The organism is Nonomuraea sp. NPDC049158, from assembly GCF_040648335.1.
In the GTDB taxonomy this organism is placed as follows: Bacteria; Actinomycetota; Actinomycetes; order Streptosporangiales; family Streptosporangiaceae; genus Nonomuraea.
In genome coordinates this window covers 110,652-122,999 of the sequence record NZ_JBEZDM010000022.1, presented here as the reverse complement: position 1 = coordinate 122,999, position 12,348 = coordinate 110,652, and the positions used below count along the sequence as shown (strand labels likewise).

General features: G+C 69.7%; 10 protein-coding genes. 2 read left to right on the top strand and 8 right to left on the bottom strand.

Features of this window, described 5'->3' with window-relative positions:
• Window position 1: 1 nt before the first annotated feature.
• Window positions 2–808, bottom strand: a complete 807-nt coding sequence (locus tag AB0B61_RS37025) for an SAM-dependent methyltransferase (protein ID WP_358442241.1) — start codon at window positions 806–808, stop codon at window positions 2–4.
• A gap of 186 nt (window positions 809–994) precedes the next feature.
• Between AB0B61_RS37025 and AB0B61_RS37020 the strand changes: the two genes are divergently transcribed.
• On the top strand, window positions 995–1,855 hold the full coding sequence (locus tag AB0B61_RS37020) for an intradiol ring-cleavage dioxygenase (RefSeq protein WP_358442238.1): 861 nt from the start codon (window positions 995–997) through the stop codon (window positions 1,853–1,855).
• Here the strand turns inward: AB0B61_RS37020 and AB0B61_RS37015 are convergent, their stop codons facing one another.
• Window positions 1,856–2,386 carry a type II toxin-antitoxin system Phd/YefM family antitoxin gene (locus AB0B61_RS37015; RefSeq protein WP_358442235.1) on the bottom strand — a complete coding sequence of 177 codons (531 nt, stop codon included), beginning with the start codon at window positions 2,384–2,386 and terminating at the stop codon, window positions 1,856–1,858.
• 94 nt (window positions 2,387–2,480) lie between these two features.
• Here AB0B61_RS37015 and AB0B61_RS37010 point away from each other — a divergent pair, with 94 nt between their 5' ends.
• The gene (locus AB0B61_RS37010; RefSeq protein ID WP_358442232.1) at window positions 2,481–3,197 is read left to right on the top strand and encodes a phytanoyl-CoA dioxygenase family protein; all 717 of its coding nucleotides are present in this window, start codon (window positions 2,481–2,483) and stop codon (window positions 3,195–3,197) included.
• 6 nt (window positions 3,198–3,203) lie between these two features.
• Here the strand turns inward: AB0B61_RS37010 and AB0B61_RS37005 are convergent, their stop codons facing one another.
• The 6 genes from AB0B61_RS37005 to AB0B61_RS36980 form a co-directional block, all read right to left on the bottom strand.
• Entirely contained in the window at window positions 3,204–3,719 is a 516-nt protein-coding gene (locus AB0B61_RS37005) for a hypothetical protein (RefSeq protein WP_358442229.1), read from the bottom strand.
• A gap of 29 nt (window positions 3,720–3,748) precedes the next feature.
• Complete coding sequence (locus AB0B61_RS37000; protein ID WP_358442226.1) at window positions 3,749–5,131, bottom strand: amidase; 1,383 nt, start codon at window positions 5,129–5,131, stop codon at window positions 3,749–3,751.
• A gap of 166 nt (window positions 5,132–5,297) precedes the next feature.
• The gene (locus tag AB0B61_RS36995; protein ID WP_225288790.1) at window positions 5,298–5,498 is read right to left on the bottom strand and encodes a DUF4236 domain-containing protein; all 201 of its coding nucleotides are present in this window, start codon (window positions 5,496–5,498) and stop codon (window positions 5,298–5,300) included.
• A gap of 60 nt (window positions 5,499–5,558) precedes the next feature.
• Window positions 5,559–9,572, bottom strand: a complete 4,014-nt coding sequence (locus AB0B61_RS36990) for an Ig-like domain-containing protein (RefSeq protein ID WP_358442223.1) — start codon at window positions 9,570–9,572, stop codon at window positions 5,559–5,561.
• Between the two features lie 21 nt (window positions 9,573–9,593).
• Window positions 9,594–11,549, bottom strand: coding sequence for a beta-L-arabinofuranosidase domain-containing protein (locus tag AB0B61_RS36985; RefSeq protein WP_358442220.1), 1,956 nt, complete (start codon window positions 11,547–11,549; stop codon window positions 9,594–9,596).
• The gene (locus AB0B61_RS36980; RefSeq protein WP_358442218.1) at window positions 11,542–12,309 is read right to left on the bottom strand and encodes a carbohydrate ABC transporter permease; all 768 of its coding nucleotides are present in this window, start codon (window positions 12,307–12,309) and stop codon (window positions 11,542–11,544) included. The genes AB0B61_RS36985 and AB0B61_RS36980 overlap by 8 nt, the downstream gene beginning before the upstream one ends.
• Between the last annotated feature and the right edge of the window lie 39 nt (window positions 12,310–12,348).

Below are 12,348 nucleotides of genomic sequence, written 5' to 3'. Positions count from 1 at the left end.
ATCACGGCTTGCGGGCGACTCCGGCCAGGACCCAGGCCCGCTTGGCCTCCTGGTCGGAGACCGGGGTGCTGGAGCGCCACTGGCGGACATAGATGAAGCCGGGGTCCACGAGCTCCAGCCCGTCGAAGAAGCGCACCGCCTCGTCACGGTTGCGCGGGCCGCCCTTGGGCCGGTTGAGCGCCTCCCGGAAGACGTCGGCGATCTGCTCGGCTATCTCGGGGCGGCCGTCGAAGACGGCGTGGGTGAGACAGAGGAAGCTCCCGGGCGCCAGCCGCTCGCACAGCCGGGCCACGTGCTCGAACGGGCCGTCCTCGTCGGGGATGTACTGGAGCGCGCCAATGATGAGGACGCCGACGGGCCGGTCGAAGTCGATCAGCTCACCCAGGGTGGGATCGTCCAACATGGCGTCGGGGTGGAGGATGTCCCCTTCGACCACTCCCGTGCGCGCGTTGGTGGCGAGCAGCGCCCGCGCGTGGTTGAGCGCGACCGGGTCGTCGGCGACGTAGACGACGTTGGCGTCCGGGTCGAGCGACTGGGCCACCTCGTGGACGTTCCGCTTGGTGGGCAGCCCGGAGCTGACATGGACGAACTGCGTGACCCCCTGCTCGACCAGGTAGCGCACGACCCGTTCGCGGAATTCCTGGACGTACTCGCCCATCACCTTGGCGTCGGGGATCAGCGCCAGGACCCGCGCGGCGGCCTCGCGGTCGGCGGCGAAGTTGTCCTTGCCGCCCAGGAAGTAGTCGTTCATGCGGGCGACGCTGGGAGCGCTGGCCGACACCCCTGGCCGTCGGGGCGTGTCATTCATGTGTCATCTCCTTCGCTCCCACCCGGCTAAGAGGACAGTAGCAAGCCAAGGCCCGTCCGGGGGTCTTGTCCTGGTTTGTACTGGCAGAGACTCATGAAAAGTTCATCCGCCGCAAATGGCGTCTCAAGGGGTGTTTCTTAGCTTTGCTGGCGTAAGGGAAGTTCTTACTCTTCGGAAGGCGACCACGTGGGACACGATCATGAGGGCCAGCGGGTCAGCCGGCGGCGGTTGATCGCCGGGGTCAGCTCGCTCGGGCTGGGCAGCCTGCTCGCCGCCTGCGGCCAGGACGCGCCGGCGGTGACCACCTCGACAGGGGCGAGCGTGTCTCCGTCGGCGACCACCACCAAGGATCTCACCGCCCTGTTCGCCGACGCCAACACCTGTACGTTGACCGCCACCACCACGCAGGGCCCCTACTACTTCGACGCGGACAAGATCCGCAGCGACATCCGGGAGGACCGGAAGGGGACACGGCTGCGCCTGGCGGTCAAAGTCCAGGACAGCGAGAGCTGCAAGCCGCTGGGGAACGCCGTGGTGGAGATCTGGCACTGCGACGCGGCCGGGCTCTACTCCGGCGCGGAGTCGCAGTCGACCGGTGGCGGCGGCCGGCCCGGCGGCACTCCGCCGACCGGTGCCCCGCCGAACGGCGGCCCGCCCACGGGCGCCCCGACCGGTGAGAGCGGCGCGAACGACCTGACCCCGACGGACGACAAGCGCTACCTGCGCGGCGCCCAGGTCACCAACAGCGAGGGGACCGTGGAGTTCACCACCATCTGGCCGGGTTGGTACCGGGGGCGGACGGTGCACGTCCACGCGATGGTGCATTTCAGCAACGCGCGGGTGCTGACCACCCAGGTGATGTTCGACGAGGCGCTCAACACCAAGGTCTTCACGCGCTCGCCGTACGCGGCGCACACCGGCCGGGACACCTTCAACGACGGCGACACCATCTACAAGGACAGCATGCTGCTGAAGATGACGGAGGAGGACGACGGCTACCTGGGGGTGATCGTCTTCTCGGCCGACTCCGACAAGGACGGCAAGTGATCAGGCTCCGGCCTCGGGCGGGCGCAGGCGGCGCAGGGCCTCGTTGACGCTCTCGCCCAGTCCGGTGGCGACCGGGTTGCCGTCGGAATCGCGGGCGACAGCGGAGTAGGCCGGGCCCGGCACCTGGGTCAACAGGATGGTGTGCCCGTCGCGCAGCAGGTCCTCTGGTGCGAGACGGTGTTCGCGCCGGTCGGCCAGGTCGTGGGCGCCGATCAGGGCGGCCACGGGGGCGCGGTGGCGGGTGAGGAGCATGGGGCCGCTGTCGTGCGGCTGGGCGGCCTGTCGTACGAGGTCACCGAGCTTACGGCGGACCGTTGACAGCGGCAGGGTGGGCAGGCCGGTCAGCGGCCCGGACACCCCAGAAAGCGGGACCAGGGCGGCCCACTCCCAGCGTTCGCGGGTGATCAGCGTGGTCTCGCCGTCCTGCGCGGCGCGGACCAACCGGCCCCAATGGACGCGGGCCTCCTCGACGCCGAGCGGGGGGCCGAGCCGGGCGACGAGCTCTGCGTAGACGGTCGGGGTGTCGTACATCCGGAAAACGTAAGCCACCTTACCGAGAAAGTGCAAGCCGCCTTACAAAATTTGGGCTCGAAAACCGGTTGCGGCCATGAATAGTTTGGTCGGCATGGAGGCACTGGTGGAGTCGTTCGTGCGGGACGGCTTCGTGAAGTTGACGATCGGTTCGCGCGAGCAGGGTGAGGCGGCGCAGGCGCTGCTGTGGCAGCAGATCGGCCTGTCGCCGGACGAGCCCGAAGGATGGCGCGAGCCGGTGGTGTGGGCCGCGGACATGACCGGGTATGGGCCGTTCGGCGAGTTGGTCAGGTCGCCCGAGCTGGCGGCGGGGTTGGACGCGGTGTGCGGGAAGGGCGGCTGGCAGCCGCGCGGCGCGGTGGGCAACATCCCGATCCGGTTCCCGCGGCGACCGCCGGCCGACGACCGCGGCTGGCACCTGGACGCCAACGTGTCGCGGCCCGACGGCAGTTGGGGGGTGACCGTCCGCTCGACCACGCTCCTGGTGCTGATGCTGTTCTCGGAGGTCGGCGAGTCGGACGCGCCGACCCGGGTCAGAGCGGGATCGCAGCGGGACAGCTTCGGGGCGCTGGACGAGCAGGTCTACGACCACATCAGCGCGGGCGGACTGGTGGACGCGGCCAGCAAGGACCGGCCGGTGGCGCTGGCGACCGGCTCGCCGGGCGACGCCTACCTGGTGCATCCGCTGACCGTGCACGCCGCGCAGGAGCACCTGGGCGAGAGGCCCAGGTTCATGGCGCAGATGCCGGTCATGCTGACCGAGCCGTTGGACCCGGCGGCCGGCACGCCCCTGGCCAGAGCGCTCCGCTGAGACCTGTCACTGACTCCGCAGCCAGTCGGCGGCTTCGTCCGGAGCGCCGAAGCGGATCACTCGTATGGGGGCGAAGCGGGGATCGTGGGCGCGCCGCTGAATGTCCGTCCGGCGAACCCCGTGCTGTGACCACGCCCACCACGCGGGGTGATCGCGGCGGAACCAGCCGGTCAGGGTCTCGCGGTTACCACCGAAGATCCGCTCGCGGAGCAGGGTCCTGCGTAGCGATCGCCTCAGGACCCGCGGCATGATGACCCGCCTGGAGTAGTCCAGCCACACGACGGTGTCGGCACGCTCCCAGAGCAGGTCGCGGACCTGGGGATAGCCGTAGGAGTCGAAGATCCAGGCCGGGGACGCCGCGATCTGGGCGACCCGCGTGGCGAACGCGTCGTTCACGGCCCAGCCGGGGCCGGCGAAGTGCAGGGCGTCCATCTCGTGGTACGGCACCCCGAGCCGCGAACTCAGGGCCCGTGCCATGGTGGACTTGCCGGCCCCGCTGATGCCGGCTACGAGGATGCGCATGCGTTCAGTATCGAACTCATGTCCACCGGTTATCGGGGGTCGATCGGGGTCAGGGGCGGGGTTGCGGCCTCGATGGCGGCGGCCGCGTCCAGGCACAGGTCCTCGCGGAAGCGCGGCCCGATGACCTGTACGACCTGCGGCAGCCCGTCCGCCAGACCGGTGGGGACGGCGACCGACGGCAGCCCGAGCAGGTTGACCACCACGCTCATGCGCAGCACCTCCGGCCACCCGGCCAGCCACTCGGGATCGAGGTCGGCCCCCACCGGGAACGCCGGAATCGTACAGATCGGCGCGAGGACCAGCGGGGTCGAGGCCGTCCAGTCGTCCCAGGCCCGCAGGATGGCGGCGCGTTCCATCATCGGGTCGAAGGCGGCGCGCCCGCCCGCTCGCGTCCAGATCTCCTCGTAGGCGGCCCAGAACTGGACGAACCCCTTGGAGGCCACCGTCTCGACGGGTGGCTGCTCCTCGTGGACGCGGCTGTAGGAGGACATGATCTGGGTGTAGACCTCCGAGGCCCGGTCCAGGGCGGGAGGCAGGCTCTCCGTCACCTGATACCCGGCGTCGGCGAGCAGCTTGGCCGCCTGCCGTACGGCGGCGGTGACCTGGGGGCCCGCGTCGAGGCCGGTGACCGCGGCCACGCCGATCGGCGCCGTCAGGGCGGGGCCCCGCAGGGGAACCGGGGCGTACCAGGGGTCGCCGGGCGCGTGGCCGCACATGTGGTCGAAGGCCAGCCGCAGGTCGGCCACCCGCCGCGCGATAGGACCGTGCACGCCCAGCAGCTGGAACGCGAACGGCGACGCCTGCCCTCGCTGGGCGATCCGGCCCAGCGACGGCTTCAGCGCGGCGACGCCGCAGCACTGGGCGGGCCAGCGCAGCGAGCCCGCGCCGTCGTTGCCGATGCCGAGCGGGGTCAGGCCGGTCGCCACCGCGGCCGCGTCGCCGCCGCTGGAGCCGCCCGGCGTGTGGCCGGCCGACCAGGGGTTACGGGTCGCGCCGCGCAGGTCGTTGTCGGTGTGCCAGCGGATGCCGAACTCCGGCATGTTCGTCCGGCCGATCGGGATCGCGCCCGCCGCCCGCAACTGGGCGATGTGCTGGGCGTCGCGCGAGGCGACGGCGTCGCGCAGGGGGACGATGCCGAGTGTCGTCGCCGAGCCGGCCACGTCGACGTTCTCCTTGACCGTCATGGGGACGCCGCAGAGCGGGCCCGGCGCCGTGCCGTCGCGCAGGGCCCGGTCGGCCGCGTCCGCCGCGTCGAGGGCCTGCTCCTCCAGCACTACCGTGATGGCGTTGACCTGCGGATTCACCTCGGCGATCCGCGCCAGATGGGCCTGGACCACCTCACGGCTGGACACCTCGCGGGTGCCGATCAGCCGCGCCAGGTCTTGGGCGCCCAATGCCCATGGTTCAGCCACAACATCCTCCTTGAGGGGTAAGCGGTGCCGAGGAATCTAGGGCGAGAATGCAGAAAGAGGCAGTCTTGTCTTTCCTGGCCGCTTCAGCCAGCTAGAGAACGCGCAGGTGGGAGCGGTACGAAAAAAGGGCCGGAGGCGATCGCCTCCGGCCCTTCGGAATATCCGGCTAGTTATGCCGGCTGGTCTTGCGCCAGGTGAAACCACCGGGCAGGTTGACGGATATCGTGCGGCGGCCGTCCGCCGTGCGGGTGACGCGGAACAACCGGTTGCCCCAGCTGTGCCCGACGCCGCCGCGTGACAGATTGAGCCTGAACGGCCCGAGCTTGATCGACTTTCGGTAGCTCCAGCCCATCGAGGTTCCCTCCATGAGATCGCGAGGGCTCCCAGCTACCCGAAAATTTGCGAAATATCGGGTTTATTGTGGTGGTCACTCCACTATCACCGTCGCGTTCGCCGGGACCGTGGTGCCCGCCACCTGCCCGGTCACCGAGAAGGTGCCGGGGGAGGCGTACGAACCGGGATCGATCGCCGCCCACGTGACCGCGACCGAGCTGTCCTTGGACCCGTCGTTGTAGGTGGCCACGACGGTGGCCGGCAGCGACGGCGCGGTGCCCGCCCGGGTCCGCACCGCCTCCTCGGCGATCGAGGTGATGGTCACCGCCGGACTCGTCCTGACGTACACCGTGGCCTCGACGGGCGAGCGCAGGCCCTCGGCGAGGCCGGCGACCTTGAAGCTGGTGCCACCGGTCTTGACCTGGTCGGCGGTCACCTGCTGCCACGTCACCGCGGCCTGACCCCGGCCGCCGTCCGCGTACAGCGTCTCCACCTTGGCCGGGAGCTGGGGCAGCGTGCCGGCCACCGTCGGGACGTGCACGGGCCGCACCGAGTCCGGCGGCACCGCGTACGCCTTCCACTCCAGCACGCCGACGGACGCCGGGCCGGACACGAGTTCGGCGCGCAGCTTCGTCGTCGTCACCGTGTCGAACGAGACCGTGTTGTAGGCGTCGGCCGCGGTCGGGTAGGCGGCGGCGCCGGTCACGTCCTCGAAGGAGTCGCCGTCCCACGCCTGGATCTTCCACGACGCCGGGACGCGGACGCCGCCGCCGTCGTCGAAGAAGTACAGGTCGGCCTTGTTCACCCGTACCGGCGAGGGCCAGTCGAGCTGCACCCACTGCGTGCCCTCCTGCGGCCAGGTCCCCCAGCGCGGGTTGGCGCCGTCGTTGGAGCGCGGCGGCTCGATGCCGTCGTTGATCGCCGTCACCTTCTCCCACGGCGAGGTGTAGGAGGCGGTCGGCGTCGCGTACGGCGCCACGTTCACCTGCGTGCCCAGCGCGCCCACCGTGACGGCGACCGTGCCGGACGCCGACTTGGCGCCGTCGGAGGCGGTCAGCTTCAGGTGGTACGTGCCCGCCTCGGTGAACGACGCGACCGTGGCCGGGTTCGCCGGGTCGGTGAAGAACGCCTGCCCCGGTCCGTCGACGACGCTCCATCCCATGCTGAGCGTCCCCGACGGCAGCCCGTCGTCCTTGACGACCGCGTCCAGCCTGGCCTGCCCGGGGCGGTTGAAGGTCGCGTCCTGTACGGCCAGCACGTACGGAGCCCGATTACCCACGGACGGCGGAGCCGAGCCGGTCGCGTACGCCTGCACCTCCTTCAACCCCGTCGAGTAGCCCGGCCGGTGGGTGACCAGCACGCGCAGCTTCTGGGCGGTGACGGACCTGAAGCGGACCTCGTTGAGGTTGGCCCGGGGATAGACTGGTTCCTTGGCCTGGCCGGGCACGTCCTTCCAGGTGGAGCCGTCGAGGTACTGCACCGAGTACAGGGCGGGCTCGCTGTGGCTCTTGCGGTCGTTGTAGAAGTACAGCCGCAGCCGGTCGACCGGCCGGGCCGAGCCCAGGTCCACCTCCAGCCAGTCCTGTGCCTTGCCGGAGCCCTTGCTGCCCCAGTACGGCTCGTTGATCGTGAACCCGTCCACCGCGCCCGCCGGGTCGCCGTAGGAGGCCGTGGCGGACTTGACCAGGTTCGGCCGGGTGGAGCCGAGATCGACCCCGGCCTTCTGGAACAGGTCCTCGACCCGGTTGCCCGACAGCTTCACCTCGGCCGGGGCCTTCATCGACCGCGCCGCCTCGGCGTGCACCACCGTGCTTTTCTCAACGCCGCCCTCGACCTTGCCCGTCGCCGGATCCCAGACCGCGTGCGCGAGCCCGGACAGCGTGACCTTGCGCTTGCCGTCGATGAGGATCGAGTAACCCTCGGGCACGCCCGCGTAGTGCGTTTTGCCGTCGCCGGGCTTGTCCCAGACGATGCTCAGGTCGCTGCCGCGGTAGTTGATGCCGTTGACGGTGAAATGGTCCCAGCCGATGTCGACCGGCCACAGCTCGACCTTGCCGTCGGAGCGCGGGCGCAGGCCCATCACGTCCTCGATGACCGTCCAGTTGCTACTACCGAGGATCGTATGGTGGATCCACGACCGGTAGTCGATGGTCTTGGTGGCGGGATTCCAGTTCGACCAGAACTCGTTGGCGTCCGGGTAACGGGTGTCGCCGCCGACGAACTGCGACCAGGCGTTCCAGTACAGCAACTGCTTGTACTGGTCGGCCGTGATGTACGGCGAGGTGTAGTCGCGCAGCGCCCTGGAGAACAGCGAGAAGTTCCGGGTCGAGTTGATCTGCGAGAAGTTGTTAGACCCCGGATGCCCTGCCGCGGCGGCCTCCGCCTTGTCCTTCTGATTTGCCGTATAGGCCGGGAAAATCGGATATTCGGCGGGGTCGGCCCATAGACGGAGCGCCTCCCGATATTTCGGGTCGTCCGTCGGGACCAGGCCGGTGGCGAACGGGATGTAGTTGTTCGATTCCTTCCACGGAATCAGGTTGCCCGTCTGCAGGTCGCGGTGCTTGAAGAGCTTGTTCTGGTCGTCCCAGAGCAGGGTGAGAATGCCGTTCTTCACCTTGTCGGCCACGCCCCGCAGCTCAGCGGCCTTCGCGGTGTCGCCGATCAGCGTGTACGCCTGCGCCGCCGCCATCGCGTTGGCGTAGACATAGGCGCCCTCGAGTCGCTCGTTCGCCCGGTTGTAGTAGTGGAAGGACACCGCGTCGGCGTCGTTGCCGGTCATCGCCTCCCAGTCGTACTCGATGACCCCGTTCTTGTTGGAGTCGTAGGCGTTGAGTTGCCCGTAGACGTCCTTCTCCGCGTAGCGGGCCAGGTTGCGCAGGATCGCGGGCTGGCCGCCGTGGAGTTGGTAGCTCTCCAGCGCGGAAGCCGAGATGTACTGGGTGTAGCTGTTCGACCAGTTCTCCGGATCGCCCGGGTTATCCGTATATTTCGAGTTACGTGATACTTCGCCGGCCGACACCCACGGGCCGTACGAGTAGATCGGGTCCCGCAGATACTTCAGATCCTGCAAGAACATCGGCACGGTCAGTACGATCGCGTTGTTGTAGCCCAGCGCCCCCTCCACCGACGTCGGGAACTGGAAGTCGTTCCCCGGGATGTCGGCGTCCAGGAAGTTGAACCGCATCAACCACCAGCGGTAGTAGACGAACTTCTTGATGTTGGCGTCCGGCACGTCGATGTAGGGCAGGTTCTCCGCCCACCAGGCGTTGTAGTCCTGGAGCTGGCGGCGCAGCGCCTTCTCCGGCGAGCGGCCCTTGTAGGCGTCGTACTCGCCGCGCGACCCGGCCAGCTCCTCGGTGACGAAGCCCATCTGCACCTTGGCCCGCACGGTCTTGCCCGGCTCGACCGAGAGCGTCCCCTTCAGCGCGCCGTCCGCGACCTTCAGGCCGTCGCCGCTGAGCCGGGGGAAGATCGTGGTCAGCCGGTTCTTCGCCGCCACCACGCCGGTCAGCTCACGGTCGCCGTCCGCGGTCTTCGTGTACGGAGAGGTCACCGTGACCGGCACCTGGAGCTTCGCGGTGCCCCTGTTCGTGACCGCGAGCGTGGTGACCGCCACGTTCTCGTGCGTGATGAACTTCTTGACGGTCACGGCCAGATCGCCGCCCGCGTACTGGCCGGTCCAGTGGCTGGGCATCTGCAACCGCTTGCTCACGTCCTCCTTGAGGTCCGTGCCGAGCGAGACGCTGTAGGCGTCGCGGTTGTCGATGCTCTCCCAGTACGCCACGCTGCCGCCGAAGCCGATGACCGACGGGTCGTGCTCCTTCATGAACAGCGCCCGGCCCCGCGACATCAGCCACGTGCCCGCCGGATCGTCGCCGGGGCGGGCCAGCATGCGGTCGATCCAGTACGAGTCGCCGCCCTTCTCCTTCTTGTAGATCTCCTCCATCATCTTGCGCGGCTGGTAGCGGACGGGCTCGGCCGGGACGGGGTCGGCGCCGGTGAACACCGGCATACCGAGATCGTCCTGGACGGCCGTGGCCGGGGAGCCGGCGGCGAGCAGACTGCCCGCGACGGCTAACGCGGCCAGGCCGGAGAGGGTTCTGCGCACGGGGTTCTCCATGGGGGTGTGTCAGTCGGCGACGGGCAGCCAGACGCGCATGGTGGCGGGGCCGCGATTGCCCCAGCGGTGGTACGGCACCAGCCGCAGCACGGTCTCCGCGCCCTCCGGCGCATCGGGCGTCGGCCCGTACGGCCAGTCATCGGTGGCCGGAGCCCCGAGCACGACGGCGACCTCGATCTCCACAACGGGATCGGCGGGCGCGCCCGCGACGGGATCGGGCGCGCCCGCCTCGGAACCGGCCGCCCTCGGTACGGGGACGGCTGCGGACGCCCCTTCCGGAGAGCCGGTCTGGTGGTCGATGGGTGCGGATGAGATGCGGGCGGCCACGTCGGCGAGGGGCGGTTCGTCGGCGACCGACTCCGCGCAGTAGACGAGGGGCCCGCGCTCCACCGCGACGCTCCCGCGCAGCGCGTCCACGCGCCGGTCGGGGAAGGTCCATCGGGGAGCCATGGGCAGGTCGAGACGGATCTCGTCACCGGGCCGCCAGTCGCCCGCGACGACGGCGTACCCGGGCTCGACCTCCCGACTGCCCGACATATGCGAAATGTCCGACCCACCAGCGTCTGACCCCGCGCCACCGTCCGGACCCGCCGGCCCGTACGCGAGCGTGGCACCCTTCGCCCAGGCGGGCACGCGCAGCGAGATCCGCCCGCTGCCACCAGAAAGGACCCGCACGCGCACCCCGCCCGACCACGGATACCCGGTCTCCACCCGCAACGCGAGCGGCCCGTGGGTGATCTCGCCGGGCGTGAAGTGGTGGATCTGCACCCCGCCCGCGTCACTGGTGGCCACGTAGGCCGGCAGCGAGGCGAGCGTGCGGGCGATGTTGTTCGGGCAGCACGACACGTCGAACCATGGCGAGCGCAGCCCGCCCTCGGCGGCGTGGTTGACCCCGTTCAGCGGCACGGCCGGTACCCGCACGCGCAGCGGGTTGGCGTAGAAGAACGATCGGCCGTCCAGGGCCACCGCGGTGGCCAGCACGTTGTACAGCGTCCGCTCGGCCACGTCGGCGTACCGGGCGTCGCCGGTGGCCAGCAGCAGCCGGTGCGACAGCATGATCGAGGCGATGCCCGCGCAGGTCTCGGAGTAGGCCCGGTCCGGCGGCAGCTCGTAGTCGTCACCGAAGGACTCGTCGGTGTGCCGCGAGCCCATGCCGCCCGTCAGGTGGGTGCGCCTGGCGACCGCGCGCTCCCACTGCGCTTCGACGGCCTTCAGCAACTCCTCGTCGCCCGTCTCCACGGCCACGTCGACGACGCCGCTGGCCAGGTAGAGCGCCCGTACGGCATGCCCGCGCAACGACTGCGCGCGCCGTACCGGGACGTCGTCCTGGAAGTAGGCGCGGCCGAAGGGGATCTCGGCCAGCGCGGGCAGGCCGCGGCGTTCGACGAAGCGGCGGGCCATCTCCAGGTAGCGCTCGGTGCCGGTGGCCCGGTACAGCTCGACCAGCGCCATCTCCACCACCGGGTGGCCGCAGGTCTCCGAGGTGTCCATGAAGCGGCGGCAGATGTGGTCCGCCGCCCGCTTGACCACCTCGGTCAGCCGGTCCTCGCCGTGCATGCGCAGCCGGGCGACCCCGGCCTGGATGAGGTGGCCGTAGCAGTAGAGCTCATGGCCCCACTCGAAGTCGGTGTAGCGGTGGCCGCTCCATCGGGTGTTGAGGTAGCCGTCGCCCTCCTGGGCCCTGGCCACGGTCTCGGCCAGTTCGGGCAGCGCGGGGTGGTCGGCCCACGCCATCCCCTCCAGCAGCTTGTAGATCTCCGAGTCGCTGAACTCCCTGCCCTTGCGGGGCAGACGGCCACGGAAGTTGCCGATCCAGCCTTCGCGCTCCATCCATTCCTGGCAGTGGGCGATGGTGACGTCCCGGTTGAGGGTGACGCGGTCGCCCCAGAAGCCGGGCGCCGGACGTACGGCGTCCAGGCCGAGGGGGGACAGCACGCCCGATGAGGGCAGGACAGGATTAGCCACGCAGAGCTCCCGACATGAATCCGCGCACGTAGTGGCGCTGCAGAATGACGAACAGAATGAGACAGGGGAGTGCCATGACCATGACGCCGGCCTGGAGCATGCCGTAGTCGATGGCGCCGAACGTGCCCTGCGTCATGCTGACCACGGCCACCGGCAGGGTGAACGACGCGCCGTCGTTGAGCAGGATGAGCGGTGCGAAGAAGTCGTTCCACGAGGCGAGGAAGGCGAACAGGCCGACCGTGACGAGCGCCGGCCGTACGGCGTGCAGCAGGATCCGGGAGAAGGCCCGGAAGGTGCCGCAGCCGTCGACCAGCGCCGCCTCCTCCAGCTCGCGCGGGATCGCCTCGAACGCGTTACGCATCATGAACAGCGCGAACGGCAGCTGGAACATCACGAACACCAGTGACAGCCCCAGCAGCGAGTTCTGCAGGCCGAGGTAGCCGAGCAGCACGTAGAGCGGGATGAGGATCGTCGCGTACGGCACCATGAGGATCGCCAGCGTGGCCAGGAACAGCAGGTTCTTGCCGGGGAAGTCGAACCGGGCGAAGGCGTAGCCGCCCAGCGCGGAGACGATCAGCGTGCCGGCGACGGTCATCGACGACACCAGCACGCTGTTGGTGGCGTAGGTGCCGACGCCCTCGCCGAACTGGGCCATCTTCAGGTAGTTGGACGGCTCCTCCAGCGAGGCCCAGCCGCTCCACAGCAGCGGGAACAGGAACAGGATGGCCAGCGCCGTGACAGTGGGGTAATACCGCATCATTGGTCGTTCACCGCTCCTCACTCCCTCCGCGGGCCGCTC

What these genes read in the sequence shown, in the direction of transcription:
- AB0B61_RS37025 (WP_358442241.1), bottom strand. Translation starts at nt 808, where the DNA reads ATGAATGACACGCCCCGACGGCCAGGGGTGTCGGCCAGCGCTCCCAGC.
- AB0B61_RS37015 (WP_358442235.1), bottom strand. Translation starts at nt 2,386, where the DNA reads ATGTACGACACCCCGACCGTCTACGCAGAGCTCGTCGCCCGGCTCGGC.
- AB0B61_RS37010 (WP_358442232.1), top strand. Translation starts at nt 2,481, where the DNA reads ATGGAGGCACTGGTGGAGTCGTTCGTGCGGGACGGCTTCGTGAAGTTG.
- AB0B61_RS37005 (WP_358442229.1), bottom strand. Translation starts at nt 3,719, where the DNA reads ATGCGCATCCTCGTAGCCGGCATCAGCGGGGCCGGCAAGTCCACCATG.
- AB0B61_RS36995 (WP_225288790.1), bottom strand. Translation starts at nt 5,498, where the DNA reads ATGGAGGGAACCTCGATGGGCTGGAGCTACCGAAAGTCGATCAAGCTC.
- AB0B61_RS36980 (WP_358442218.1), bottom strand. Translation starts at nt 12,309, where the DNA reads ATGATGCGGTATTACCCCACTGTCACGGCGCTGGCCATCCTGTTCCTG.